This is a genomic window from Nocardioides sp. WJ219 (assembly GCF_058559815.1).
On the sequence record NZ_JBZUJV010000007.1, the window covers coordinates 24,610 to 50,850 of the forward strand.

The 26,241-nt window shown below is 75.4% G+C and carries 22 protein-coding genes; 13 read left to right on the forward strand and 9 right to left on the reverse strand.

The annotated features are described in order from the left end of the window. Positions 1 to 21 precede the first annotated feature (21 nt). From AC4MBH_RS16820 to AC4MBH_RS16840, 5 genes are all read left to right on the forward strand, one after another. Positions 22 to 2,781 carry an AAA family ATPase gene (locus tag AC4MBH_RS16820; RefSeq protein WP_491796200.1) on the forward strand — a complete coding sequence of 920 codons (2,760 nt, stop codon included), beginning with the start codon at positions 22 to 24 and terminating at the stop codon, positions 2,779 to 2,781. Positions 2,782 to 2,949: 168 nt separating this feature from the next. Continuing rightward, the gene (locus AC4MBH_RS16825) at positions 2,950 to 4,416 is read left to right on the forward strand and encodes an NAD-dependent succinate-semialdehyde dehydrogenase (protein WP_491796201.1); all 1,467 of its coding nucleotides are present in this window, start codon (positions 2,950 to 2,952) and stop codon (positions 4,414 to 4,416) included. A 129-nt stretch (positions 4,417 to 4,545) separates the two neighbouring features. Then, positions 4,546 to 5,484, forward strand: a complete 939-nt coding sequence (locus tag AC4MBH_RS16830) for a hypothetical protein (RefSeq protein WP_491796203.1) — start codon at positions 4,546 to 4,548, stop codon at positions 5,482 to 5,484. Between the two features lie 187 nt (positions 5,485 to 5,671). Beyond that, positions 5,672 to 6,274, forward strand: a complete 603-nt coding sequence (locus AC4MBH_RS16835) for a hypothetical protein (protein ID WP_491796205.1) — start codon at positions 5,672 to 5,674, stop codon at positions 6,272 to 6,274. Positions 6,275 to 6,342: 68 nt separating this feature from the next. Then, entirely contained in the window at positions 6,343 to 6,654 is a 312-nt protein-coding gene (locus tag AC4MBH_RS16840) for a DUF1232 domain-containing protein (RefSeq protein ID WP_491796207.1), read from the forward strand. 28 nt (positions 6,655 to 6,682) lie between these two features. Here AC4MBH_RS16840 and AC4MBH_RS16845 read toward each other — a convergent pair whose 3' ends face one another. The 5 genes from AC4MBH_RS16845 to AC4MBH_RS16865 all read right to left on the reverse strand — a co-directional run bounded on the left by AC4MBH_RS16845 (position 6,683) and on the right by AC4MBH_RS16865 (position 11,607). Continuing rightward, the gene (locus AC4MBH_RS16845; RefSeq protein ID WP_491796209.1) at positions 6,683 to 7,642 is read right to left on the reverse strand and encodes a helix-turn-helix transcriptional regulator; all 960 of its coding nucleotides are present in this window, start codon (positions 7,640 to 7,642) and stop codon (positions 6,683 to 6,685) included. A gap of 132 nt (positions 7,643 to 7,774) precedes the next feature. Continuing rightward, on the reverse strand, positions 7,775 to 8,329 hold the full coding sequence (locus tag AC4MBH_RS16850; RefSeq protein WP_491796211.1) for a TIGR03086 family metal-binding protein: 555 nt from the start codon (positions 8,327 to 8,329) through the stop codon (positions 7,775 to 7,777). A gap of 22 nt (positions 8,330 to 8,351) precedes the next feature. Then, positions 8,352 to 9,380 (reverse strand): sigma-70 family RNA polymerase sigma factor, encoded by a 1,029-nt coding sequence (locus AC4MBH_RS16855; RefSeq protein ID WP_491796212.1) that lies wholly within the window; start codon positions 9,378 to 9,380, stop codon positions 8,352 to 8,354. 101 nt (positions 9,381 to 9,481) lie between these two features. Next, the gene (locus AC4MBH_RS16860; protein WP_491796214.1) at positions 9,482 to 11,035 is read right to left on the reverse strand and encodes a glycerol-3-phosphate dehydrogenase/oxidase; all 1,554 of its coding nucleotides are present in this window, start codon (positions 11,033 to 11,035) and stop codon (positions 9,482 to 9,484) included. Then, positions 11,032 to 11,607 carry a TetR/AcrR family transcriptional regulator gene (locus AC4MBH_RS16865; RefSeq protein ID WP_491796216.1) on the reverse strand — a complete coding sequence of 192 codons (576 nt, stop codon included), beginning with the start codon at positions 11,605 to 11,607 and terminating at the stop codon, positions 11,032 to 11,034. The genes AC4MBH_RS16860 and AC4MBH_RS16865 overlap by 4 nt, the downstream gene beginning before the upstream one ends. A 17-nt stretch (positions 11,608 to 11,624) precedes the next feature. On the opposite strand from AC4MBH_RS16865, the gene AC4MBH_RS16870 reads away from it, so the two are divergent. Together AC4MBH_RS16870 and AC4MBH_RS16875 are read left to right on the forward strand one after the other, a co-directional pair. After that, positions 11,625 to 13,208, forward strand: a complete 1,584-nt coding sequence (locus tag AC4MBH_RS16870) for an FAD-binding oxidoreductase (RefSeq protein WP_491796217.1) — start codon at positions 11,625 to 11,627, stop codon at positions 13,206 to 13,208. Continuing rightward, positions 13,205 to 14,122 (forward strand): diacylglycerol/lipid kinase family protein, encoded by a 918-nt coding sequence (locus tag AC4MBH_RS16875; protein WP_491796219.1) that lies wholly within the window; start codon positions 13,205 to 13,207, stop codon positions 14,120 to 14,122. The genes AC4MBH_RS16870 and AC4MBH_RS16875 overlap by 4 nt, the downstream gene beginning before the upstream one ends. Before the next feature lie 21 nt (positions 14,123 to 14,143). Here AC4MBH_RS16875 and AC4MBH_RS16880 read toward each other — a convergent pair whose 3' ends face one another. After that, a complete protein-coding gene (locus AC4MBH_RS16880) occupies positions 14,144 to 14,734 on the reverse strand; it encodes a pirin family protein (protein WP_491796221.1) in 591 nt (196 codons plus the stop codon). Positions 14,735 to 14,807: 73 nt separating this feature from the next. On the opposite strand from AC4MBH_RS16880, the gene AC4MBH_RS16885 reads away from it, so the two are divergent. After that, entirely contained in the window at positions 14,808 to 16,175 is a 1,368-nt protein-coding gene (locus AC4MBH_RS16885) for a GH1 family beta-glucosidase (RefSeq protein WP_491796223.1), read from the forward strand. Here the strand turns inward: AC4MBH_RS16885 and AC4MBH_RS16890 are convergent. Genes AC4MBH_RS16890 through AC4MBH_RS16900 form a run of 3 tightly spaced genes read right to left on the reverse strand, consistent with a single transcriptional unit; the run spans position 16,172 to position 19,385 of the window. Continuing rightward, positions 16,172 to 16,861: a sulfotransferase gene (locus tag AC4MBH_RS16890; protein WP_491796224.1), complete on the reverse strand. Its 690-nt coding sequence runs from the start codon at positions 16,859 to 16,861 to the stop codon at positions 16,172 to 16,174. The two genes, AC4MBH_RS16885 and AC4MBH_RS16890, sit on opposite strands and share 4 nt — an antisense overlap. A 14-nt stretch (positions 16,862 to 16,875) precedes the next feature. Continuing rightward, on the reverse strand, positions 16,876 to 17,589 hold the full coding sequence (locus AC4MBH_RS16895) for a class I SAM-dependent methyltransferase (protein ID WP_491796226.1): 714 nt from the start codon (positions 17,587 to 17,589) through the stop codon (positions 16,876 to 16,878). Next, complete coding sequence (locus AC4MBH_RS16900; RefSeq protein WP_491796228.1) at positions 17,586 to 19,385, reverse strand: glycosyltransferase family protein; 1,800 nt, start codon at positions 19,383 to 19,385, stop codon at positions 17,586 to 17,588. The genes AC4MBH_RS16895 and AC4MBH_RS16900 overlap by 4 nt, the downstream gene beginning before the upstream one ends. Before the next feature lie 18 nt (positions 19,386 to 19,403). Between AC4MBH_RS16900 and AC4MBH_RS16905 the strand changes: the two genes are divergently transcribed. The 5 genes from AC4MBH_RS16905 to AC4MBH_RS16925 are packed head-to-tail and all read left to right on the forward strand — an operon-like array spanning position 19,404 to position 26,129. After that, on the forward strand, positions 19,404 to 21,083 hold the full coding sequence (locus AC4MBH_RS16905) for a glycosyltransferase family 2 protein (RefSeq protein ID WP_491796230.1): 1,680 nt from the start codon (positions 19,404 to 19,406) through the stop codon (positions 21,081 to 21,083). Further along, complete coding sequence (locus tag AC4MBH_RS16910) at positions 21,080 to 22,570, forward strand: glycosyltransferase family 2 protein (protein WP_491796232.1); 1,491 nt, start codon at positions 21,080 to 21,082, stop codon at positions 22,568 to 22,570. Before AC4MBH_RS16905 ends, AC4MBH_RS16910 begins: the two co-directional genes overlap by 4 nt. A 10-nt stretch (positions 22,571 to 22,580) precedes the next feature. Next, positions 22,581 to 23,645: a sulfotransferase family protein gene (locus AC4MBH_RS16915; protein WP_491796234.1), complete on the forward strand. Its 1,065-nt coding sequence runs from the start codon at positions 22,581 to 22,583 to the stop codon at positions 23,643 to 23,645. Beyond that, positions 23,645 to 24,592, forward strand: coding sequence for a hypothetical protein (locus AC4MBH_RS16920; RefSeq protein WP_491796236.1), 948 nt, complete (start codon positions 23,645 to 23,647; stop codon positions 24,590 to 24,592). Before AC4MBH_RS16915 ends, AC4MBH_RS16920 begins: the two co-directional genes overlap by 1 nt. Continuing rightward, positions 24,585 to 26,129, forward strand: a complete 1,545-nt coding sequence (locus tag AC4MBH_RS16925; RefSeq protein ID WP_491796238.1) for a glycosyltransferase family 2 protein — start codon at positions 24,585 to 24,587, stop codon at positions 26,127 to 26,129. Before AC4MBH_RS16920 ends, AC4MBH_RS16925 begins: the two co-directional genes overlap by 8 nt. Positions 26,130 to 26,241: the final 112 nt, after the last annotated feature.

Genomic DNA, 26,241 nt, shown 5'->3' on the forward strand with positions numbered 1-26,241 from the left:
CGCGGACCTAACCTGAGGCTCATGACTCGGGTCGTCGGGCGCTCGGCGCTGCTCCGGGAGGTCCGCGACCTCCTCGAGCGGGGGGAGTCGGTCGCCCTGCACGGGCCCACCGGCGTCGGCAAGAGCGCGCTGCTCGACGTCGTCGAGGACGCCGCCCGCCGCCGGCACGGGGCGGAGGTGCTGCGGGCGACCGGGGCCCCCGACGAGACCGCGCTGCCGTTCGCCGCGCTGCGCGACCTGCTCGCCCAGTGCCCCGAGGTGCTGGTCGCGCAGATGCCCGACGACGTGCGCGAGGTGGTCGCCTCCGGGCTGGTCGGCCTCGACGCCACCCACGAGCGCCGCTCCGACCTGGCCGCCGCCTTCCACGCCCTGCTCGACCGGTGGTCGGCGCGGCGGCCGGTGCTGCTGCTCCTCGACGACGTGCAGTGGCTCGACGCCGAGTCCTCGGCGATCGTGGGCTACGCGCGGCGACGGCTGGGCGGCCGGGTCGCCCTGCTGGCCACCGTCGGCGAGCGCGACGCGCCGGAGCGGGCCGAGACAGCCGGGGCGCACGAGCCGACGGTCGACGTGACCGGCCTCCACCACCTCGACGTGCCGCCCCTCGACCCGGTCGACATGCTCGAGCTGCTGTGCCGCCACGGACTCACGCCCGACGTCGCGCAGCGGGTGCACGTCGAGTCCGGCGGCATCCCCTCGGCGGCGCTGGCCCTGGCGGGCCTGATCGGCGAGCGGCCGGTGGTGCTGGGCGGGCCGGTCCCGCTGCCCAGCAGCATCGAGCAGGTGCTGCGCGACCGGTTCCGCGCCCAGCCGCCCGAGGTGCGCGAGACGCTCCTGCACGCGGCGCTGCTGCACCGGCCGACGGTGCGCGACCTCGAGCGTGCGGGCCGGCTCGCCGCCGAGGACGACGTACGCCGGGCGGTGCGGTCGGGCCTGCTGGCGCGGGCCGGGTCGGCGGTGCGGTTCACGCCCTCGGTGCTGCGCGAGGTCATCGTCGAGTCGTTCCCGGCCACGGCGCGGGCCGCCCTGCACCAGGGGCTCGCCGAGGCGGCCCCCACCGCGGCGCAACGGCTGCGCCACCTCGCCCTGGCCGACCCGCGCCCCGACGCCGGCCTCGCCGCCGAGCTCGGTCGCGCCGCGCACGACGCCGCCACGGTCGGAGGTCGCGAGATCGCCGCCGAGCTCTACCTCCTCGCCGCCGACCGGGCGCCGTTCGCGCTCGCCGCCGAGCGCGTCGAGTGGCTGGTCACGGCGATCGAGACGGCCGCGCCGGGCAACCACGTCGACCTGGTGCAGCGGGCGCTGGCCGACGTCCTGCAGTCGAGCACCACGCCCGCGCAGGCCGTGCGGGTGCGGCTGGCGATCCCCGAGCTCGCCGGCCACGGCGTGACCCTCCTCGACGAGGTGCTCAGCGCCGCCCTGGCCGACGCCGGTGACGACGACCTCCTGGTCGCCAAGGTGCTGCTCCAGCGGGCCCGGATCGCGTTGATGGAGGCCCGACCGCACGCCGCCCACCGCGCCTGCGAGCGGGCGGTCGGGCTGCTCGAGCGGCACGGCGACCACGACGAGCTGGCGCTGGGGCTCACCACGCTCGCCGTCGCGCAGCGGTGGACCGGCGCCGACCACCAGGCCTCGATCGACCGTGCGGTCGAGCTCGCCGGCCCGACCCCCACGGGGTTCGTGCACACCTCGCCGGAGTACATGGCCGCCCGCTTCGCCTTCTACGACGACCGCCTCGACGACGCGTGGTCGGCCAACCTCGCGATGCTCGCTCGCGTCGAGCGCGGCGCCGGGACCGACCACGTCCACGTGCTGCGCTGCCTGGTCGAGGTCGCTGCGCGCACCGGCCGGTGCCGCGAGGCCGTCGAGTACGCCGCCCGCGCCTCCCGGATCGGCGAGCAGTTCGACCTCGAGGCCTACTCCGGCTGGTTCATCACCGCCGTCGCCGAGCTGGTCTCCGGCGACCTCGCCCGGGCCCGGACCCTCGCCCTGCGCGGCGCCGAGGCCGCCGGGCAGCGTGGCGACGTCCGCTACCGGCAGCGGCACCTGATCCTGCTCGGCCAGGCACTGCTGCGCACCGGTGAGGCCCAGGGTGCCCGCGACGCCCTGTCGCGGGTGCGCGACATCGAGCGGGCCGGCGGCTTCGGCGACCCCACGGTCAACCGGTGGCACGCCGACCTGGTCGCGGCGTACACCGCCCTGGGCCGCATCGACGCGGCCGGCCAGGTGCTCGCCGAGGCGCGGCACGAGCTCGCGCGCCACGAGGTCCACGGCGGCACGGCCGGGGTCAGCGCCCAGCTCGACCGCGCCGAGGGCGAGCTGCTGATCGCGCGGGGCGACCTCGCGGGCGCCGAGCACGTGCTCGACCGCGCCGCCGAGGTCTCGGGCGCGCTCGGGCTGCGCATCGACGTCGGCCGGGTGCTCGTGACCCGTGCCCACCTCGCCCGCCGTCGCCGCCGGGTCGCCGCCGCCCGGACGTCGCTGCAGGAGGCCCACGCCCTGTTCGTGGACCTGCACGCCGACGCCTGGGCCGCCCAGGTGCACGCCGAGCTGGCCCCCGACCGCGCCCCCGTCGTCGGCGACCCGCGGCTCGAGCGGCTCACCGACACCGAGGCCCGGATCGCCCGGGCGGTCGCCGCCGGTGCCAGCAACCGCGAGATCGCCGAGCGCACCTACGTCAGCGTCAAGACCGTCGAGGCCACCCTCACGCGGGTCTACCGCAAGCTCGACCTGCGCTCGCGCACGCAGCTCGCGACGCTGCTGGGGACCCCGCCGACCGACTAGAGGCCGTCGGAAAAAGGAGCGAACCCCCCGCCGCATGGGGTCGGCGAGGGGTTCTTGTCGTCTCCTTGGTGCTCCCTCCGAAGGACGACGAGACCACCATACGCCGGGCGCCGACACGATGTCCCCTCTTTCGATGGAACTTTTGCCGGGGGATGGTTGGCTGCAGACATGACCGGATCGGACCGCCTCGACGACCTCCTGCCGCCCGAGCACCGCAACCTCTACATCGACGGCACCTGGCGCGAGGCCGACGACGGCCGCCGGCTCGACGTCGTCGACCCCGCCGACGGCTCCGTGCTGACCAGCGTCGCCGACGCGTCGCCCGGCGAGGCGGTCGAGGCGCTCGACGCCGCGGTCGCCGCCCAGGCCGACTGGGCCGCCACGGCTCCGCGCGAGCGCGGCGAGGTGCTGCGTCGCGCCTGGCAGCTGCTCCAGGACCGCTCCGGCGACCTGGCGCTGCTGATGAGCCTGGAGATGGGCAAGCCGGTCGCCGAGGCCGAGGGCGAGGTCGGCTACGGCTCGGAGTTCTTCCGCTGGTACGCCGAGGAGGCCGTGCGCATCCACGGCCGCTGGATGCACAACCCCGCGGGCGGGTCGCGACTGCTCACCATCCGCAAGCCCGTCGGGCCCTGCCTGTTCGTCACCCCGTGGAACTTCCCGCTCGCGATGGGCACCCGCAAGATCGGTCCGGCCGTCGCCGCCGGCTGCACCATGGTGGTCAAGCCGGCGGCCCAGACGCCGCTGACCATGCTCGCGCTGGCCGCGGTCCTCGAGGAGGCCGGGCTGCCGCCGGGGGTGCTCAACGTGGTCACCACGTCGCGCGCGGCCGAGCTGAGCGAGACGCTCCAGGACGACGACCGGTTGCGCAAGGTGTCCTTCACCGGCTCGACGGGGATCGGCCGGGTGCTGGTGCGGCAGAGCGCCGACCACCTCCAGCGGGTGAGCATGGAGCTCGGCGGCAACGCGCCGTTCGTGGTCTTCGCCGACGCCGACCTCGACGCCGCCGTCGACGGCGCCATGATCGCCAAGATGCGCAACATGGGCGAGGCCTGCACCTCGGCCAACCGGTTCCTCGTGCACGCCGACGTCGCCGAGGAGTTCGGCCGCCGGCTCGCCGAACGGATGGGTGCGCTCACCGTCGGTCGCGGCCAGGACGACGGCGTCGACGTCGGCCCCCTGATCGACGCCCACGCCGTCGAGTCGGTCTCCCAGCTGGTCACCGACGCCGTCCACGACGGCGCCCGGGTGCTGGTCGGCGGCGCCGCGCCCGACGGTCCCGGCTACTTCTACCCGCCCACGGTGCTGGTCGACGTCCCCGCCGACTCGGCGATCAACGCCGAGGAGATCTTCGGCCCCGTCGCCCCGATCACCACGTTCACCACCGACGAGGAGGCCGTCGCCGCGGCCAACGACACCGAGTACGGTCTCGCCTCCTACGTCTTCACCCGCGACCTCGCCCGCACCATCAAGGTCGCCGAGGCGCTGGAGTTCGGCATGGTCGGCGTCAACACCGGCCTGGTGTCCAACCCGGCCGCGCCGTTCGGCGGCATGAAGGCGAGCGGGTTCGGGCGCGAGGGTGGGTTCGAGGGCATCGAGGAGTACCTGGAGACCACGTACGTCGCCATCCCGATCTGATTGTCGTCTGGACGGGCGGATTGCGTCCGGCGTCGGCCGCTCCTGGGGTGGCGTGTGACCCATCGCCGCGGCCGACACCGGCCGCAAGAAATACCGCCCGCCAGCCGACTGCTCCGTAGCCTGTCGCCCATGAGGTGGATGGCCGCGGTGGCGCTGCTCGCGGTCGCCGGGTGTGCGTCGTCCGAGCCGTCGGCCGGCCCGACCACCTCGACCAGCCCGACCGGTTCCGACACGTCGACCGCACCGGCCGAGGTGACGACGCCGGAGCCCACCGAGGGCGCGCCGCCACCGCCGTCGGTGACCCGGGACCCGCTGGCCGACCTGGTCGAGGGCATCGAGGTGGAGGACGGGCCGGTGCTCGGCGCCGACATGGGCTGGCCCCAGTGCCCGCCGGGGATGGGCATCCCGCAGAAGCGGTCGTCGGGCCAGCCGCTCCCGGTCGCCGAGGCGCGCTACGTCATCCTCGGCCTCACCAACGGCCCCGGGTTCTACCCCAACCCCTGCCTGGCCGACCAGGTCTCCTACGTGCGGGAGCGCGGCGCGCTGATCTCGGCGTACAGCGTGGCCAGCTACCCCGAGGCGGCGCGGATCGCCGAGCACGGCGCGGACGGGCCGTACGACGGGTCGACCGAGCTCGGGGCGCTCGCCAACACCGGCTACCAGCAGGCCGCGTTCAACGTGGGCTCGATGGAGGCGGCCGGGCTCGAGACGCCGGTGGTGTGGATCGACGTCGAGCCGGTGCCGTCGTTCGAGTGGAGCGACGACGTCTCGGCCAACGCGGCGGTGGTCTCGGGCATCGCCCGCGGCTACCAGGACGCCGGCTACCGGATCGGCGTCTACTCCACCCCGCTGCTGTGGACCGAGGTGGTGGGCGACCTCGAGCTCGGCGTGCCCGAGTGGCGCGCCGCCGGCCAGACGTCGTCGGCGGAGGCGCTGGAGCGGTGTGGCGACGCGTGGGTGATCCAGGGCGGGGAGGCCGTGCTCGGGCAGTGGGTCGAGGACTCCCGCGACATGAACCTCACCTGCCCGGGCGTCACCGACCTGGCGGCGTGGTTCCACCGCTACTGAGCGCCGGGCCGGTTTCTCGCCCGGACGGGTGAGATGCGCAAGTTCCGTGTCGCTGGCGCGTAACCCGGCGGGGACTGTCCGGTTGTCCCGGTCGGGTCCCCGAGCGGGGACTTCTCGGGCGCATCCCCCCACGGAGGCTCCAATGCATCTGCGTACGACCCGTCTGGCTCTTTCCGTCATCCTCCCGGTGATCGCCGCGGTGACGCTCACGGCGGCTGCGCCCACCCCTGCGACGGCGGCTGCGGCGGGCCAGAGCCGCGCCGTCCTCGAGTGTGACGGCGTCTACCGGGGCATCACCGTCAAGCACGTCCGGGTCCGTCCCGGGGACACCTGCGTCCTGCGGGACTCCGAGGTCACCGGCACGTTCGTGGCCCGCAACCCCCGCACCGTGAAGGTCCTCGACACCACGGTCCGGCGCAACCTCAAGGTGCGCGGCGCGACGCGCAACGTCGTCATCGGCAACGCCGGCTGCCGGCTCGACCCCACGGTCGGCAACAACATCTCGGTGACGGGCTCGCACAACGTGGTCATCTGCTGGATGACCACCGGCAACAGCATCCAGGTCACCGGCAACGACGGCCGGATCAGCCTGTTCCACAACAACGCCGGCGGCAGCATCCAGGTCAGCCGCAACCTGCCGTACGACCGCGACCCGGGCGTCCGTCACCGCGACCCCGAGGCGATCCGGATCCGCGACAACGTCGCCGACGGTGACATCCGCGCCGTCGACAACTCCGGGCGCCCGGTCTACGGCCGCACGGACAACCGCCCGGCCGTCACCGTCGGGTGACCCGGCCCCGGCCCGCCGCGCGACCGTGCGCGGCGGGTCGCCGGTCTCCGGCCTGAGAGGATCGGGACGTGGACGTCAGCGACCTGCTCACCGGCGTGCTCGTCGTCCTCGGCGTCGCCGTCCTCCTGGGCGTCGCGGTGGTCGCGTTCGTGATGTGGCGCTACCGGGTGCCGCCGCGCGGCGTCGTCGCGATGGTGGGTGCGCTGGTCTACGTCGCCAGCCCGGTCGACGTGGTCCCGGAGGTGCTGCTCGGGCCGCTCGGCCTGGTCGACGACGCCGGCGTGGTCGCGGTCGTGGCGGTCTGGGTCTACAAGCTCGTCCGGGCCCGCGCGATGCTGCGCGAGGCCGGGGTCGGGCGGCGTACCCCGCCCCCGCGGTGACGCGCCGTGGCGGGTCCCGCCGCAGGTGTCAGCGCGGGCCGAACGACGCCAGGAGCGCGGTCCGCGACGCGAGGCCGAGCTTGCGGTAGACCTTGGACAGGTGGCCCTCGACCGCCTTGACCGAGACCATCAGCTGCTCGGCGATCTGCCGGTTGGTCAGGCCCTCGAGTGCCAGCAGCGCGACGCGCCGCTCGGCGTTGGTGAGCACCGCCAGCGCCTCGGACTCCGCGCGCCGCGGGGTCTCGCCCATCCGGTCGAGCAGGCGCCGGACCCGGCTCTGCAGCGGCCAGAGGTCCTCGCGGCCGGCGTACAGCTCGGCCGCGCGGAGCAGCGTGAGCGCCTCGTCGTGGTGCCCGTCGAGCAGCAGGAGCCCGGCGAGGTCGGTCTGGACCTGGGCCCGCAGGCGCTGGCCGTCGTCGTCGCCCAGCAGTCGCAGGGCCTCGCGCAGTCGGGGACCGCGCTGGGAGTCGGCGTCGCCCGTCGGGTCGGTGGTGGCGAGCACGCGCAGCGCCAGCGCGACGTCGTACGACGTGCCGGCGGCCTCGGCGAGGGCGTGCTGGGTGCGCGCCAGCGTGAGCGCCTCGGCGCGTCGGCCCAGGCGCAGCAGCGCGAGCGCGGCACCGGCGCGCCACGGCAGCGCGAGGTCGTCGGCGTCGGCTGCTGCGCCGGCGGCCCGGAACCGCTGCTCGGCGAGCTCGGGGTCGCCGACGGCGGAGGCGAGCTCGGCGCGGGCGTGGTGGACGGCGGCGAGGTCGCCGGCCCGGGCGAGGGTGTCGCCGAGGGCGAGGGCGGCGCCGAGGTCACCCTGCGCGAGGTGGCACTCGACGAGCAGCGCGGTGGTCGTGCGGTGGTGGTCGCCGGGCACCTGGCGCAGGGCCTGCAGGAGGGTCAGCGCGGCCCGCACGCGGCCGGCCCGGACCAGCTCGCGCGCCTCGTCGAGCCGGGCGTCGAGGGTCTCCTCGGGTGAGTGGGGTGGGGCAGCGACCATGGCCGAAGACTAGGAAGCGGGCCGCTCCCGCGTCTGTCGAACGCGAGAATCATGACCAGGTGGACCAGTCAGGCACCCGTCGGCTGGCGGACGCAATCCGGCCCGTCCAGCCGACAGATCAGACCCGACAGCTCAGAGCCTTCCCAGGAACGCGAGGAGCGCGTCGGAGGCGTCGGCGCCGACCGGTGCCGGGAGCGGCGCGGCGAACTGGTCGCCGCGGCCGACGCCGTCGACCAGGGCGTCGGCGACCGTCCGCAGCTCGCGGGCCAGGGACTCGGGCACGGGGGTGCCGCGTCCGGTGGCCCGGCCGACGTCCCACCCGTGGACGGCGATCTCCAGCGCGGCCGCGCCGACGACCACCTCCGTCGGCACCGGGACCCCGCCGACCCGCACGACTGACGGCGTACCCGGCGCGCACCAGGCGCCCAGCAGCCCGCAGGCCTTGGTCTGCAGCGTGGCGACCCGGACGTCGAGGGGCCGGCGTGGCGGGCGGGCGTCGATCGCGCCGTCGGCGCCGTCGGTGAAGGCGTCGAGGGCGTCGTCCATGTGGTCGAGCAGCTGGTCGAGGTCCCAGCCGGCGCAGGGGGTGGGCCTGCGCAGGTGGGTCGGGCGGACGTCGACGAGCGCACCGCCGGTGTAGGCCAGCGCGCGCTCGAGGAGCTCGACCCCGGGCACGGGGCGGGACATGGTGGTCGTCCGGGCCGGCGGGTCAGGTGGTCGGGACGTAGTCGGCCGGCAGCCGGGCGGGCAGCCCGAACGTCGTGAAGAGCCGTCGCTCGAAGAACGCCGTCACGTGCCGGACCTTGTCGCCGTCGAGGTGGAGCACCTGGAGGTGGAACGGCTCGAAGTGGCCGTCGGGCATCCGCATGTAGAGGCCGAACGCCGGCTGGCCGTTGGCGACCGTGCGGATCATCGGCATGTCCGCGATGCCGCCGGGGCACTTGGTGCCGATCAGCTCGCCGATGTTCTGCGCGCCGCGGTACCAGTTGGTGAACGGCGGCATGTCCCACGTGGCGTCGTGCTTGAGCAGCCCGACGATCGTGTCGATGTCCTTGGCCCAGAACGCCTCCAGGTAGCGCTCGAGCAGGGCCTGCTGGCGCTCGTCGAGGTCCTCGACCACGGTGTCCTCGGTCAGCGCCCGCTCGCCGAGCTGCGCGTGGGCGCGCTGCAGGGCGGAGTTGACGGCGGCGACGCTGGTCCCGAGGGTCTCGGCCGTCTCCTTCGCGCTCCACCGGAGCACGTCGCGCAGCACCAGCACCGCGCGCTGGCGGGCCGGGAGGTGCTGCAGCGCGGCGACGAACGCGAGCCGCAGCGTGTCGCGCTCGGCGACCACGACGGCGGCGTCGGGCACCGGCTCGAGCCAGGCGATCTCGTGGTTCTCCTCGAGCGCGTCGCCGGCCATCTGGTCGCTGGTGCCGAGCCCGGCCGGCAGCGGCCGCCGGGGCTTGCCCTCGAGGTTGGTCAGGCACACGTTGGTGGCGATCCGGTAGAGCCAGGTGCGCACCGAGCTGCGGCCCTGGAACGTCGCGCTCGCCTTCCACGCCCGCAGGAACGTCTCCTGCACCAGGTCCTCCGCCTCGTGCACCGACCCGCTCATCCGGTAGCAGTGCGCCATCAGCTCGCGCTGGTAGCGCGCCGTGAGCCCGTCGAAGTCGTCGAGCTCGGTGGCTCCCTCGGTGACCTGCCCGGTCACTCCCTCGGTGTCCGTCATCGCCGTCCCGTCGTGCGTGATGGTCATGGCTGCTCCCGCCGCTCGTCAGTCTGCCGCGAGTACCGACCCGGGTCGACCCCGGAACTCATCGGGGTCGGTGCACTGGGGCCGGTGGGGGTGGGGCGGGACTATCCCGGCTGGGCCGCGGCGACCAGCGCCAGGGCGCGCTCGGCGGCGGGGAGGGCGCGGTCGCGGTCGGCCGGCACGAGGCCGACGCGGGTACGCCGGTCGAGCAGGTCGGCGGCGTCGTGGGCGCCCTCGTGGGTCACCCCGAAGACCAGCTCGGCGAGCGTCACGGGGATGCCGTCGGCGACCGGCTCGAGCAGCTCGTCGTCGGGGAGGCCGGTCACCTCGCGGGCGGTGGCGAGGACCAGCTCGGCGTCGGTGCCGAAGCGACGGACCAGCCGTCGCGGCTGCTCGAGCGCCGCGAGCTCGGCGCGGGGGGCGGCGCCGAGCAGCGGCAGCGTGGCGGTCACGCACGGACCCCCGAGACCGACGGCGTCGAGGGCGTCCTGGGCCATCCGGCGGTAGGTCGTGAGCTTGCCGCCCACGACCGTCGTCACGCCGGTGTGGCTGGTCAGCACCGCGTGGCGGCGCGACAGGTCGGCGGTGGAGCCGTCGGAGGTGTGCAGCAGCGGGCGCAGGCCGGCGTAGGCGCCGACCACGTCGGTGCGGTGGAGGGGGCGGTCGAACGACGCGGCCACGACGTCGAGCAGGAACCCGATCTCGGGTTCGGACGGCGTCGGCACGTCGGGCACCGCACCCTCGACCGGCTCGTCGGTGAGCCCGACGTAGAGGGTGCCGTCGGGCTGGGGGAGGACCATCACGTAGCGGTTGCGTCCCTCGGGCACCGGCGCGAAGACCGCGGTGCGCAGCCCCGGCAGGGTCTCGGCGCGCAGCACCAGGTGGGTGCCGCGGCTGGGACGGAGCTCGACCTCGTCGACCAGGTCGCCGGCCCACACGCCGGTCGCGTTGACGACCGCCCGCGTCCGGACCTCGACCGACGCGCCGGTCAGCTCGTCGCGCAGCCGCGCGCTCGTGCCGGTCGCCGAGAGCACCCGGGCGTGGGTGCGCACGTGCGCGCCTCGGGCCGCGGCCGTGCGGGCGATGGTGGTGACCAGGCGCGCGTCGTCCTCGAGCTGGCCGTCCCACGACAGGATGCCGCCGCGCAGCCCGGCGGTGCGCAGGCCGGGCGCGAGCTCCCGCATCTCGGTGGCGGAGATCCGCCGCGGCCCCGGGAGGACGTCGGAGGAGGTGTGCGCCCCCCACTTGAGCAGGTCGGCGCCCCGGAGGCCGGCGGACGTCAGGACGCGCGAGCCCCTCGACGTGGCCGAGGTGAACGGGAGCACGTAGGGCATCGCGCGGGTCAGGTGCGGGGCGGTGACCTGCATCAGCACGCCGCGCTCGACCGCGCTCTCGTGGGCGATGCCGACCTGGCCGCTGGCGAGGTAGCGCAGGCCGCCGTGGACCAGCTTGGACGACCAGCGCGAGGTGCCGAACGCCAGGTCGTGGGCGTCGACGGCGAGCACCGACAGCCCGCGGGCGACGGCGTCGAGCGCGACGCCGGCACCGGTCACGCCGAGGCCGACGACCACGACGTCGACCTCGGTCGGGACGCCGGCCAGGCCGGGCGTGATCCGGGTGCCGGCCATGGTGCTGGTGCCCGTGTCGGTGCCGGTCACGGGGCCAGCACCCGGGTCAGGACCAGGGCCAGCTCGTCGTCGAGGTCGGCCTCGCTCACGTCGTCGTCGACCATCGTGTGCGCCGACAGCACGAACCCGTGGGTGGCGAGCACCAGCGCGCGGGCGATCGCCGCCGGGTTGCCCGGGCGCACCGAGCCGTCGGCCTGGCCGGCCACGATCGCCTCGGTGGCGACCGCGAGCACCAGGTCCTGCGAGCGGCCGCGCCGGGCCAGCAGGTAGGGGAGGACCAGCTCGGGGTCGACCTCGACGATGCGCACGAACAGCTCGTTGGCGCGCAGCGCGCGGACCATCGCCACCATCCGCTCGACCAGCCCCCCGGCGCCGGCGGTGGCCGCGATCATCGTCGCCCACTCGCGCGTCATCAGGTCGCCCAGGAGCGTGGGCATGTCGGCCCAGGTGCGGTAGATCGTCATCCGCGAGACGCCGGCGCGGCGGGCCACCTCGGTGAGCGTCGTACGCCGCCACCCGACGTCGAGCAGGCAGGCCCGGGCGGCGTCGAGGTAGGCGTCCCGTGGCTCGGCCGTGAACTCGTTGTGACGAAGTGACGTCATGTGTCACACTGTAACACGTGACCCGAACCCTCCCGTCCGAGATGCACCCCCAGCGGTGGGGCGACCCCGCCCGGGCCGCGGCGCTGGCCGGGCCGGCGCGCGACCTCGTCGAGCTGGCCTTCGGACCCCTGGTCGAGACCCCCGCGGCCGACGACCCGGCGGTCCCGGCGTCCGGTCTGGCCGACGCGCTCCTCGAGCCCCTCCGGTCGGCCCTCGGCGCCGAGCACGTGCTCACCGACGACGCCGCGCGCCGCCTGCGCACCCGCGGCAAGTCGACCCCCGACCTGCTCCGCGCCCGCGCGGGCGACCTCGCCGACGCCCCCGACGTCGTCGTCCGGCCCGGGTCGCACGACGACGTCGCCGCCGTCCTCTCCTGGGCTGTCGAGCACCACGTCGCGGTCGTCCCGTTCGGCGGCGGGACCTCGGTCACCGGCGGGCTGGTCGCCCGTCGCGAGGGCTACGCCGGCCTGGTCTCCCTCGACCTGGCGCGGCTCGCGCGGCTGGTCGCCGTCGACCACGAGTCGATGACCGCGACCCTCGAGCCCGGCCTGCGTGGACCCGCGGCCGAGGCGCTGCTGGCCGCGGAGGGACTGACCCTGGGCCACTTCCCGCAGTCGTTCGAGTACGCCACCATTGGCGGCTTCGCCGCGACCCGCTCCAGCGGGCAGAGCAGCGCCGGCTACGGCCGCTTCGACGCCCTCGTCGTCGCGCTGCGGGTGGCGACCCCGCGGGGCGAGTGGCGGCTGGGCAGCGCTCCGGCCACGGCGGCCGGGCCCGACCTGCGCCAGCTGGTCCTCGGCTCCGAGGGCGCGTTCGGGGTGATCACCGAGGTGACCGTGCGGGTGCGCCGACTGCCCACGACCAAGGTCTACGAGGGCTGGCGCTGGCCGTCGTTCGCGGCCGGTGCCGACGCGATGCGCACGCTCGTGCAGTCGGGGCTGCAGCCGACCGTGCTGCGGCTCTCCGACGAGACCGAGACGGCGATCAACCTCGCTCGTCCCGACGCGATCGGCGCGTCCGAGCCCGGGTGCCTGATGATCGTCGGCCACGAGGGCGACACGGCGACCGTCGAGGCGCGGCGGGCCGCGGTGACCGCGGTGCTCACCGGCCTGGACGGCGCCCCGCTCGGCACCGAGCCGGGCGAGGCCTGGGCGCACGGCCGCTTCGACGCGCCGTACCTGCGCGACTCGATGCTCGACGTCGGCGTGCTCGTCGAGACGCTGGAGACCGCGACCTGGTGGAGCAACCGCGCGCGGGTCTACTCCGACGTCAAGGACGCGCTGACCGCCTCGCTCGGAGAGGGGGCGATGGTGCTGTGCCACGTCTCCCACGTCTACGAGACGGGCTGCTCGCTCTACTTCACGGTGGCGGCCCGGGGCGGGTCCGACGTGCTCGCCCGGTGGGCGGCCGCCAAGGCCGCCGCGAGCGACGCGATGACCGCCGCCGGCGCGACCATCACCCACCACCACGCCGTCGGCACCGACCACCGGCCGTGGCTGACCCGCGAGATCGGCGAGCTGGGCGCCTCGGTGCTCCGGGCGGTCAAGGCCGACCTCGACCCGACGGGCATCCTCAACCCCGGCGTCCTGGTGCCGGCATGACCCGGTCGTTCACCTTCCTGGTCAACCCCACCTCGGGTGGCGGTGCCGCTCCCGGCGCCGTCGTCCCCGTCGCGCGGCTGCTGCGCGAGGCCGGCGCCACCGTCGACGTCACCTACTCACCAGGCCCCCGGGCGATGGTGGGGCTCGTCGACGCCGCGGTCGCGCGCGGCGACGTCGTCGTCTCCGTCGGCGGCGACGGGATGCTCTCGTCGCTGGCCGGGCCGGTCTCCGCCGCCGGCGGCACGCTGGCGGTGATCCCGGCCGGCCGCGGCAACGACTTCGCCCGGATGCTCGGCCTCCCCGACGCCGACGCCGGGCCGCAGGCCCAGGCGACGATGCTGCTCTCGGGGGAGGTGCGCCGGGTCGACCTGGTCTCGTGGACCGCGCCCGGCGCCCCGCCGCGCCGGGTGGCCGGATCGGTCTACTGCGGCATCGACGCCCGCGCCGGCGAGATGGTCGACCGCGCCCACCGGCTGCCCAAGCAGCTGCAGTACCCCTACGCCGCCGTCCGCGCCATCGCCACCTACCAGCCCGCCAGTCTTCGGGTCACGGTCGACGGCGACCCGCGGGAGTACGCCGCCGCCAGCGTGGTCGTCGCCAACTCCGCCTACTACGGCAAGGGCATGAAGATCGCTCCCGCCGCCGTCGTCGACGACGGCCTGCTCGACGTCGTCGTCATCGAGGCCGCGTCCAAGCTGGCGCTGGTGCGCTCGCTGCCCCGGGTCTACGACGGCGCCCACGTCGCCCTGCCCCAGGTCACCGTGCTGACCGGCAAGCGCGTCGAGCTCACCGCCGACGCCCGCCAGCCCGTCCCCGTCGGCGGCGACGGCGAGCCGCTCGGCGTCCTCCCCGCCCTGGGCGACGAGCCCGCCGTGGTCGAGGTGCTGCCCGCCGCCCTCGCGGTCATCGGCTGACGAAACGGTATCCCGGCGGGGTCAGGCGAACGACCAGACCAGCAGCTCGGACGGCACGCCGGCGGTGACGTCGTGGGCGGGCTCGTCGACGAAGCGGAAGGCGTCGCCCTCGTGCAGGGGCTCGGCCAGCGACGAGCGGAGCAGGGCGCCGCGGGCGACGTAGAGGTGGACGCGCGGCGCGGCGGCGATGGTGGTGGTCTCGCCGTCGCCGAGGCGCAGCAGCGCGAGCCGGGCGCCCGGGAGCGGCTCGAGCTCGGTGCCGTCGGGGCCCCCGTCGCTCACGTCGTACGACGGCGCGGCCGGCGGCTCGTCGTCGGCGAGCCACACCTGCACGAACCGGGTCTGCGGCGCCGCGGCCACCTCGCTGTGCTCGACGCCGGCGCCGGTGCGCAGCACCGCCAGCGAACCGGCCGGCACGGTGTGGGACCCGGTCGGGCCGGTGTGGGCGAGCGCGCCGCTGACGACGTAGGTGACGATCACCAGGCCGCTGTGGCGGTGGGTGTCGAAGCCGCGCCCGTCGGCGAGCAGGTGGTCGTCGTGGCAGACCATCGGCCCGAACCGCAGGTTGTCGGCGTCGTACTCGGCCCCGAACGCGAGCGAGTGCCGCGTCATGCGCCCGGGCTCACGTTCGACCAGACGGTCAGTTCCCCGGCGGATCTCGCTGCTCACGGGCATCATTGTGCAGGTGTCGTCCTCGCACGCCGGATCCCAGGCCGCCCCTCCGGCGTTGCCGCCCGGTTTCCTGCTCGGTGCTGCCACCGCGGCCTACCAGGTCGAGGGGGCCGTCGCGGTCGACGGCCGGGGCCCGAGCATCTGGGACACCTTCGCCGCCCAGCCCGGTCGGATCACCGACGGCGCGAGCGGCGCCGTTGCCGCCGACCACTACCACCGCGCGGCCGAGGACGTCGCGCTGCTCGAGCAGCTCGGCGTCGGCGGCTACCGGTTCTCGATCTCCTGGTCCCGGGTCGTGCCCGCGGGCCGGGGTGCGGTCAACGCCGCGGGGCTCGACTTCTACGACCGCCTGGTCGACCGGCTGCTCGACGCCGGCATCGACCCGATGGTGACGCTCTACCACCACGACCTGCCCCAGGCGCTCGAGGACGACGGCGGCTGGCTGAACCCCGCCACCGCCGTCGCGTTCGGCGAGTACGCCGCCGTCGTCGGCGAGCGCCTCGCCGACCGCGTCCACCGCTGGGTGCCGGTCAACGAGCCCAACACCGCGGCCCTGCTCGGCTACGGCCTCGGCACCCAGGCGCCCGGCTACCGGCTGCTCTTCGACTGCCTGCACGCCTGCCACCAGCTGCTGCTGGCCCACGGCCACGGTGCGGCGGCGCTGCGGTCGGTCGGTGCCCGCGAGGTCGGCTGCGCCAACAACCACGCGCCGATCTGGCCCGGGAGCGAGGAGCCGGCCGACGTCGGCGCCGCGAAGCTGTTCGACTCGCTGTGGAACGGGCTGTTCCTGGAGCCGATGCTGCTCGGCCGCTACCCCGTCGACCTCGCGCCGCTGGTGGAGGACCTGGTGCGGCCGGGCGACCTCGCCGTCATCCGCGCGCCGCTCGACTTCTACGGCGTCAACTACTACAGCCCGATCCGGATCGCGGCCGCGGCGCAGGACTCCGACCTCCCGTTCGAGGTCTTCGAGATGCTCGGCTACCCCCGCACCGACCGCGGCTGGACGGTCGTCCCCGACGCCCTGCGCGAGTGGCTGATCACCTTCCGGGCCCGGTTCCGCGCGGCGCTGCCGCCCATCGTGATCACCGAGTCGGGGGCGTCGTACGGCGTCGGTCCCGACGAGCACGGCGTCGTCGACGACCAGGACCGCATCGACTACCTCGACGCCCACCTGCGCGCGGTGGCCACCGCGTGCGAGCGCGGCGTCGACGTCCGCGGCTTCTACGCCTGGTCGCTGCTCGACGGCTTCGAGTTCGAGCAGGGCCTCGCCCAGCGCTACGGCCTGGTGCACGTCGACTTCGAGACCCTCGAGCGCACGCCCAAGCGGTCCTTCGAGTGGTACGCCGCGGTGATCGCGGGGCAGACCCGCTCGGTCGGCTAGCTCGGCCGGGTCGGCGTGACCGAGTGCCGCACGGCCAGGGTCGCCCGCACCGCCGCCTCGTCCCACGGCTCGCCCAGCCAGTCGTAGAGACCGCGCAGCACCGTCGGCTCGGCGACGTAGTCGTCGTAGTGCACCCGGTACGCCGCCTCCCCGAGCCCGGCGGCCACGGCCAGGATGCGCCGCTCGACGTCGGCGAGGTGGGCGGCGTTGTGCTCGGCCTCACCGCGGGCCCACCACGCGCTGCGCAGCACCGCCTCGTGGTCGCGGGTGTTGACCACGAACCGCGCGCCGGGGAAGACCTCGCGCAGCCACGCGACGTACTCCTCGAGGTCGCTGCGCCACCAGCGGATCTCCTTGAACCCGACGACGCGCGTGCCGGGCTTGGGCCGCAGCACCGTGTCGAGCACGAGCTCGCGGGTGCGCGCGACCAGCTTGCGCTGCGGGACGTCGCCGATCCCGTAGTGGGGGTGCGTGCGCGACCGGGTGCCGGTGCGCTTGGCCTTCTCCTCCAGCAGCGTGGTGTGGAAGGCGTGCAGGTGCCGCAGCGCGTCGGCGTTCTCGCCGCGGATCAGGTAGCCGGGGATCGCGTTGAGCAGGCCGCTGACCAGGGTGGAGCCGGAACGGCCGTAGGTGACGACGAACAGGTAGGACAGGTCGTCCGCGCCCGGGCGGCCGCCGTCGGTCATCGCGGTCAGCGCCGTCAGCGCCGGCGCAGGACGTACATCGACTGGCCGTCGGTCTCGCGCCCGTGGACGAACTCGTCGACGGCCAGGCCGGCGTCCCACAGCGTCGCCTCGAAGAACCGGCGGTCGTAGCGCACGCAGTGGAGCGCGCCGGACCACTCGAGCTTGAGGTAGTCGGTGGGGTTCTCGACGCAGTCGGGCACGTCCTCCTCGACGAACGCCGTCAGCCACGCCCGGCCCTCCGGCGCGAGGACGCGCGCGATCGTGGCGCTGTAGCCGGCGACGTCGGAGGTGAGCATGTGGCTGAACACCGAGTAGGCGTAGAGCACGTCGACGCTGCCGTCGTCGGCGGGGATCTCGAACGACGGGGTGCCGTCGGGGTTGTAGCGGGCGTTGTGGGCGTCGACGAGGGTGAACCGCGTGTGCTCGTCGGTGAGGTTGTCCTTGGCCCAGCCGAGCAGGCTCGGCTGGATGTCGACACCGTGGTAGTCCTCGACGTGGCCGAGCAGGTGCTTGATCCCGATCGCCAGGCGGCCGGCGCCGCAGCCCCAGTCGAGCACCCGCTTGCGGCGGCCGAGGCCGGCGCGCTGGCGCAGCACCTTGACGTCGCGCACGCCGGCGGCGACGAAGTCGGCGTCCTTCTTGAAGTGCCGCCCGCCCATCCGCAGCTCGTACGGCGGCAGCGGGATGCTCGGGTCGGGGACGATCTCGGGCTGCTGCGGGGCGTTCACGCGGGGGAGTCTAGGTCCAGGCGGGCCCGGGCCGCGGCCAGGAGCGTGGCGGCGCGGGCGTCGAAGGAGTGCTCGGCGACGACGCGCTCGGCGAGGGCGCGGCGCTCCGCGGCGCCGGGCCAGGCGTCGTACGGCGCGACGGCGAGGCGGGCGACGTCGGCCGGCGTCCGCCAGGTCGGGACCTCGGCGCCGATCGTCCCGGCCAGCCCGGCGACCGGGTCGGTCAGCAGCCGGCCGCCGACGGCGAGCACGTCGAAGACCCGGTTGGCGACGAAGCCCTCGGCCGCCATGTCGGCGTGGTGGTCGGTGAGGACGACGCCCGCGCCCGCGTAGGACGCGGGCAGGTCGGCGTTGGCGATCCGGTCGGCCGCCACCGCGACGCCGTGCTCGGCCCAGCCGGTGCCGATCACGGTGACGGGCACCCCCGCCTCCCGGGCCGCGGTCACCACCGGTCGGGGGCCACCGCGGGCGTTGCCGACGAACAGCGCGCCGGGGCCGTCGGCCCCGGAGTCCGCCACGGTGACGTCGGGGTGGAAGCGGGTGGTGTCGGTGCACTGCAGCAGCGGGACGACGCCGTGCCGCTCGGCCCACGCCGTGCCGGCGGCGTAGACGACGTCGAACTCGGCGAGCTCGGCGGCGGTGACGTCGTCGGGGTGGCTGATCACCCAGAGCAGGTTGACCGCGCCGGGCTGCGGCGCGACCCGCTCCAGCCCGCGCAGGGTGAGCACCACGTCGGTCCCCGACCGCGTCGGGCGGCCACGGGTCTCGGGGTGGTCGACCTCGACCCACTGACCGAGGCGCTCCAGCGCGTCGGCGAGCGAGCGGGCGAAGTGCCAGTCGCCCCACCGGCGGCCGATGGGGGCCGCGCCCGCGGCGATGTCGATCGCCCAGCGCAGGCCCGTTGTTCGGCGGGCCTCGGTGTCCAGCGCGGCCGACTCGTGCTCGGGGCCGGGCAGCCAGACCGACGACGTGAGCACCCGCACCTCGTCGGTGCCCTCCGGCTCGTCGCGGCGCGCCTCCACGCCGGGGAAGCGGTCGACCAGCCGGGCGCCGTCGAGCCGGTCGAGCGCCGAGACGGGGTGGCCGAGCAGCGCCGGCGCCGTGAGCGTGTGGTCGTCGCCGACCAGCACCGGCTGCACCGCGGTCACGCCCGGCCGGTCGAGGACGGCGAGGAGCGGCTCGAGCCACGGCCATGCCGGCGGTCGCACGCCGGCGTCGACGGTGACCTCGACCCCACCCCACGTCATCAGCCAGCCCTCGACGTGCACCTGGGGCAGGTCGGCGGCCACGGACTCCAGGACGCGGTAGCGGGCGTCGTCGGGCTCGAAGGCCCCGGTGACGTCGACGAGCGCGTCGGGGGCGGTCCGGACCAGGTGGCGCACCCAGCGGACCAGCTCGTCGAGGTCGCGCGTGGCCGGGCGCACGACGGGGTCGGCGTCGTCCTCGCGCGGCACCGGCTCGGGCAGCAGCTCCGCCGGGTCGTGGTCGACCAGCCAGTCCTCGAGCGGGCCGAGCTGCGCCAGCGGGTAGCGCGGGTGCGGGCTGCGCCGCGGTCGGTCGTCGCGGGAGAGGTAGAACGACAGCGGGTCGGGTGCGTGCCGGCGCCACCGGCCGCCCGGGTAGAGCCACACCGGCTCGAAGAGCGGGTGCGGGCTGTCGTCACCGGGACCGGCGACCCAGTGCGCGACCGCCTCGGCCCGCGAGCCGAACGCCTTGCCGGTGAGGCCGGCGTACCACTCCTCGTCGAGGAGGCGGCTGCCCAGCACCAGCGCCGCGGCGTCCTCGTGGCTCAGCACGGGCCCTACCGTAGGCGCATGCCCACCGCAGTCGAGGTCGCCGGCACCGTGGCGGCGGCCCTCGAGGACGCCCGGCTGCCGGCGCTGGTCGTGAGCCGTCTCGACCTGGCACCCGTGCCCGACGACGTCACGGTGATCGACGTCGCCGCCGACAAGCCCGAGGGCCACTTCCGCACCGTCGTCGTGGTGGCCGAGGACGCCGAGGACCTGCGGCGCCGCGTCGTGCCCCGCCTCGGCGTGGTCGGCTGGGCCCGGGTGGTGGCGGTGGTGCTCACCGGGCACGACCGGGCGCTGACCCCGCGCCCCGACCCGTCGTGGCCGGCGCTGACCGACGTGGACGCCCGGGTCGGCTGGACCCGGCTGGAGTTCGCCGACCGCGTCGACGCCCTCCCGGTGCTGCGAGCGCTGGCCCGCGCGGCCGGGCGCGCCGTACCCGACGGCCACGGCGGGCTGCGCGTGGCGCGCGCCCGGCAGCCGTTCGACGACCCCGCCACCAAGCACCCGCCCGACGTCGTGGTCGACCCCCCGCAGCCGCCGGTGGTCAGCGAGTGCACCGGTCGGGCTCCGGTCTCGGTCGCCGCGGACGAGCTCCCCGACCCGGTCGACGAGGCGGTCTACAGCCCGGTCGGGTTCCGCCGCGAGTGGGACCGTCCCGTCGTCGACCTGCCCCCGCACACGCGGCTCAGCCCGCGCCTGGTGCGTGACCTCCGCGACGCCCAGGGCGTGCGGCTGGCGCCAGGGGCCGACCACGGTCTGGTCGCCGGCCTGGCGATGAGCGGCATCCCGCTCCTCGCCGACGACCGGCCGGCCTGGTTGCCGAGCCCCGACGACGAGGTGTCCCTCGACGACGTGCTGGGTGACCCGCTACGCCGCGAGGAGCTGTCGGTGCGCCAGCGGCGGGTCGCGCTCACGCACCACTCGGTCGTCGCCGCCCGCGCCGGGCTGGCCGCCACCGCCCGGGTGCGGGCCGCCACCCACCCCACCGTCAGCGTCCTGCTCCCCACCCGGCGCCCCGACCTGCTCCGCCACGCCCTGGCCCAGGTCGCGCGCCAGCGCCGGACGCTCCCCGGCGCCGAGGTCGAGCTGGTGCTCGCCGCCCACGGACACACCCCCGATCGGGACCTGGTGGACGCCGCCTCCGAGCTGGGCGGGTTCACCGCGACCATCGTGACCGCGACCACCGACACCTCCTTCGGCCAGCTGCTCCGGCTGGCCACCGACGCCGCCTCCGGCGACGTGGTCCTCAAGATGGACGACGACGACTGGTACGGGCCCGACGTCGTGACCGACCTCCTCCTGGCCCGCCGCTACAGCGGCGCCGAGGTGGTCGGGATGCCGGCCGAGCTGGTCTACCTCGAGCAGGTCGACACGACCGTCCGCCGCCGCGGCCCCAGCGAGAACTACGGCACCGTCGTCGCCGGCGGCACGATGATGATCGACCGCGCCCTGCTGCGCGAGCTCGGTGGCTGGCGGCCCGCGCCGCGGTTCGTCGACGCCCACGTCCTCGACCAGGTCCGCCGCGCCGGCGGCAGCGTCTACCGCACCCACGGCCTCGGCTACCTGCTCCGGCGCAGCACCACCGGGCACACCTGGGACCCCGGCCTCGACTACTTCCTCCGCCCCGAGAGCCTCACCGCGCGCTGGGACGGGTTCCGCCCGAGCGCCCTCCTCGACCTGCCGCCGGGCGGGCGCGGATGAGCGACCAGCCCCGAGTCCGCCGCAACGAGTGGCAGCGCCTCGCGCCGCCCGACCTCGACGCGTGGACGCCGACGCTGGCGATGAGCGTGGTGATCCCGGCGTACGACGCGCAGCGGCTGCTGCCGTCGGTGCTCGCCGGCCTCGCCGCCCAGACCTACCCCGACCACCTGCTCGAGGTCGTCGTCGCCGACGACGGTCCCGGCGGGCTGGTGCTGCCCGAGGTGCGCCCCGAGCGCACGCGGGTGGTCCGGGTCGAGGACGGCTGGGGCCGGGCCAACGCCTGCCACACCGGCGCGCTGGCCGCCGACGGCGACGTCCTGCACTGGTACGACGCCGACATGCTCGCCGAGCGGCACGAGGTGGAGGCCCAGGCGCGGTGGCACCACCTCCTCGACCACGCGGTCGTGCTGGGCGACAAGTGGTTCGTCGACCCGGCGCCGGTGCTCGCGCTGACCCCCGCCGAGGTCCGCGACACCGTCGCCCGCGACGGCGTCGCCGCCCTCTTCGCCGGCCTGGACCGGCAGCCCCACGCCTGGGTCGAGGAGGTCTACGGCCGCACCGACCGGCTCCGCGAGGCCGGCTGGAACGCGTTGCGCACCCACACCGGCGCGACCGCGTCGGTCCGGCGCGACCTCTACCTCGAGTCCGGCGGCATGGACCCCGACCTGCGCCTCGGCGAGGACATCGCGCTCGGCGCCCGGCTCGGCGCCGTGGGGGCGGTGTTCGTGCCCGACGCCGAGGCCCGCAGCTGGCACCTCGGCCACACCCACGTGATGTCGCGGCGCGACCAGGTCAACGCCTACAACGACCCGTTCCTCGCCGACCGCGCGCCGGTGCTGCGTGCCAAGCGCCACCCCGGCCGCAGCTACCGCGAGCCCTACCTCGAGGTCGTCCTCGACACCCGCGGCCACGCCGCCGCCGCGGTGACGGCCACGGTCGACGCCGTGCTCGCGAGCACGTTGCACGACCTCACCGTCACCCTGGTCGGCGACTGGTCGGAGCTGCACGACGGGCGCGCCGCCGTGCTCGACGACGCGAGCCTCGACACCCGCGTCGTCCACACGACGTACGCCGCCGACCCGCGCGTCGACCTCGTCGGCGAGGTCCCCGGTGCCCGGTCCCGGGCGGCCTTCCGCGTCGTCCTCCCGGGCCCTGCGTACGCCCCGCGGCGGCCGGCGCTGGAGAAGCTGCTGCTCCACCTTGAGCACACCCACGACGGCCTCCGCCTCGTCGACCTCGACGACGGCACCCAGGTCCGGGTCGAGCGTGCCGCGGCCTACGCGCGGGCCCGGCGGGTCGCCGGGCCCGGTGAGGACCTCGACGACGTCGTCGCCGAGGTCGCCGGCGCGCAGCGGCTCCGGGGCACGCGCGCCGGCTTCGGCCCGAGCGACCGGGTGCGGCCCCGGCACTACCCGCGCACCGGCGGCCCGCCCGTCGACAGCGACGAGGCCTGGGCGCGCGTCGAGAAGGCCTGGGAGGGTCGCTAACGTGGCGCCCGTGGAGCAGCCGGAGCCGATCAAGCGCCGCGTGGTGTTCGTCGTCGGGTCCGGCCGCAGCGGCACCAGCACGATGGCCGGCGCGCTGCGCACCCTCGGGATGCACGTCCCGCAGCCGGAGGTCGCGGCCGACGACACCAACCCCAAGGGCTTCGGCGAGCCGCAGTGGGTCGTCGACTTCCACGCCGAGCTGCTCCAGCGCTGCCACGTGCAGGTCTCCGACGCGCGCCCCTCGGCGTGGTTCGAGGCCGGCAAGCTGGCCGGGTTCGAGCCGCTGCGCGAGCGGCTCTTCCTCTGGCTCGAGGAGCAGCTGGTCACCGGCGGTCCCGAGCTCGTGGTCAAGGACCCGCGCCTGGCCTGGTTCGTCGGCCTGTGGCGCTCGGCGGCGCTGCGGTGCGACGCCGACCCGGCGTACGTCACGATGCTCCGGCCGCCGGCCGAGGTCGTCGGCAGCAAGCAGCGCTACTACCCCGGCGCGGGTGGCGGTGCGAGCGCGGCCGGCGAGGTCCAGCGCACCGCGGCCTGGGTCAACATGATGCTGCACACCGAGCGCGCCACCCGTGGCTCCACCCGCACGTTCGTGCGCTACGCCGACCTGCTCGACGACTGGACCGTGCCGCTGTTCGACATCGGCCGCCGCTTCGACCTGACGTCCCTGCAGGAGGCCAACGCCAACCACGTGCGCGCCGTGCACGCCTTCATCGACCCGAGCCTGCGACGCGTGCAGGCCACCTGGGACGACATCGCGGTGCCGCCGCGGCTGCGTGGGCTCGCCCAGGAGAGCTGGGAGCAGCTCGACCGGCTGGCCGAGCCCGAGGGCGACGTCGCCGACGTGCACGAGCGGCTCGACGAGCTGCGCGCCGCCTACACCGAGATGTACGCCGAGGCCGAGGCCATCGCCCACTCCACCACCCTCGCGGCCCACCGGGCCGGGCTGGCCACGCTGCCCGAGCCCGTCAACGCGGTGGTCAAGCGCGGCGCCGACCGGGTGCCCCACCGCGTCCGCGCGATGGTGCCGCCCAAGGCACGCAGCGTCGTCCGCAAGGCGATCGGGCGCGCGCGCTGATGTCCCGGGGAGCCGACATCCCCTGCCGGGAGGGGGATCCGGCCTACGACGTCCGGTGGTCGTGGAACTCCGACGACCCGTCCGCGACCGTCCGGCCGGGCCTGACCTGCGTGTTCCGGGTCAAGGACGAGGCCCGCAACCTGCCGTGGGTGCTGCCGTCGATGCTCGACGCCGTCGACCACGTCGTGCTCGTCGACAACGGCTCGACCGACGGCACGGCCGAGGTCGCCGCCCGGCTCGCCGCGGAGGCCGGGGCGAGCGAGCGCTACACCGGCACGTCGTACCCCTGGCAGGTGAGCCGGGCCGGGTCGGAGCACCTCGCCACCCGCCCCGACTCCGTGCACTCCCTGACCCACTTCTACAACTGGTCCTTCGCCCACGTGCGCACCACCTACTCGATGAAGTGGGACGGCGACATGGCGCTCACGCCCGATGGCGTCGGCGTGCTGCGCGACCTCTCGTGGCAGCTCGAGGGGTCCGGTGCGGTCGTCGCCGTGCCGCGGCACCCGCTCGTGGTCGTCGACGAGTCGCTCGCCTGGATCGACCTCGGCTCGCGCTTCCTCGAGCCGTGGATCTACCCGATGGGCCCCGACTTCACCTTCGTCAAGGCGTTCGAGTGGGAGGTGCGGGAGTTCCCGACGAGCTCGGAGCGGATCGTGGCACCCGAGGGGATGTGCGTCGAGCTGAAGTGGCTCGACGCCGACGAGCTGGCGCACTGGAGTCCCGTGGACGAGCAGTCGGGCGGCTTCCCGCCCTCGCGGGTGCAGCGCAAGCGGCGCGAGCAGGAGGTCGACCGCGCGATCCGCACGGGCACGGCCGAACGCGTCGAGGGGCTGCACCGCATCGAGGCGCCCGCCGGCGTCCACGTCGTCGACCACGTCCTGACCACCTGGCTGCGCGAGCGCGAGCGGCCGCTGGTGCGCCGCGCAGCCCGCTTCGATGTCTGAGCTCCCCCCGCCCGTGCGGCGGTTCCTCGACCGCGGCGACGACTCGCTGCTCCTGGCCCCCGACACCGCACCGGGACGCCACCCGCGCGTCGCCGTGGTCGGCGCGCCCCGCGACGGGGGCTGGCCGGCGGGCGTGCGCTCGCCCGTGATCGGGGTCCACGGCGGCACCGGCGCCGTGACGCTCGTGCCGCGGCCCGAGTGGCCCGCGCTGGTCGGCGTCCGCTCCCGCCGCGCGGGGGGTGGCTGGTGGACGGTGCTCCGGTTCGCCGCCCACGTCGACGTCGCCGAGGTGCTCGCCGAGGTGGGCCGCCAGTCCGTCTGGGGCGACCGCCACGGCGACCGCGGGCTGCGGGTCGGCGGCTCCACCGAGCCCGACAGCGCCGTCCCCGCCGACGTCACGACCCTCGCCCCGGGACCCGGGGGCATCGGCCCGCTCGACGAGCGGGTCCTCAACCCCATCGGCTTCACGCCGTACGCCGACGGGCCGGAGGTCGACGTCGCCACCCTGCCGGCGATCACCCCCGACGTCGTGGCCGGGCTGCGGTCGGTCGTCGCCGTCCGCGTGACGACCTGGGACGACGCCTCGACCCGTGCGGCTGCCGCCCTCTCGCTGGCCGGCGTGCCGGTGGTCGCCGACCGCGCTCCCGACGCTCTGGGAGCACCGCTCCGCGACGCGATCACCGCTCCGCTCGACGGCACCGACCCGGTCGCCCGCGAGGAGCACTCGGTGCTGCTGCGGCGGGCGGCGTTCGACCGTTTCTCCACGCTGGCCTGGCGTTCCGAGGTCGGCCGGCGGGTCGGCGTACCGGTCGCGGGGCACCCGAGCGTCAGCATCCTGCTCGCGACCCGCCGCGAGGACATGCTCGACTTCGCTCTCGCCCAGGTGGCCCGGCAACGCGGCGTCGAGAGGCTCGAGCTGGTGCTGGCGCCGCACGGGTTCGAGGCCGACGCCGCCCGCGTGCAGGACGCCGTCGGTCACGACATCGCCGTGCAGGTGCTGCCGCACCGCAGCACCACGCTGTTCGGCGACGTCCTGCAGGCGGCGTCGCGCGCCGCCGGTGGCGACGTCGTGCTCAAGATGGACGACGACGACTGGTACGCCCCCGACGTCGTCTCCGACCTGCTGCGCGCGCGGGCGTGGTCGGGTGCCGAGCTCGTCGGAATGCCGGCCGAGCTGCACTACCTCGCCGAGCGCGACCTCACCGTCAAGCGCGGCCACCCGGTCGAGGTCTACGCCCAGTTCGTCGCCGGCGGCACGATGCTGGTCGACCGCACCGCGCTGCGCGAGGCCGGCGGGTTCCGCGCGGTCCGCAAGTGGGTCGACGCCCAGCTCATCGACGCCCTGCAGCAGCTGGGCGCCGCGGTCTACCGCACCCACGGCCTCGGCTACGTCCTGCGCCGCAACCCCACCGGCCACACCTGGCAGGTCGACCTCGACTACCTCCTCGACCCCGCCCGCACCGTCGCGACCTGGGAGGGGTTCCGTCCGAGCCGGCTGCTGGAGGCCGACCCGCGCTGGTCCCCCCGTGGTGGTTGAGGGGCCCCGACCTGCGGGTGGTCCTCACGGTGGTCGAGGAGGCCCGCCTGCGGGTGGTCCCCACGGTGGTTGAGGAGGCCGGCCACGGCCGTCTCGAAACCACCGCTCGTCC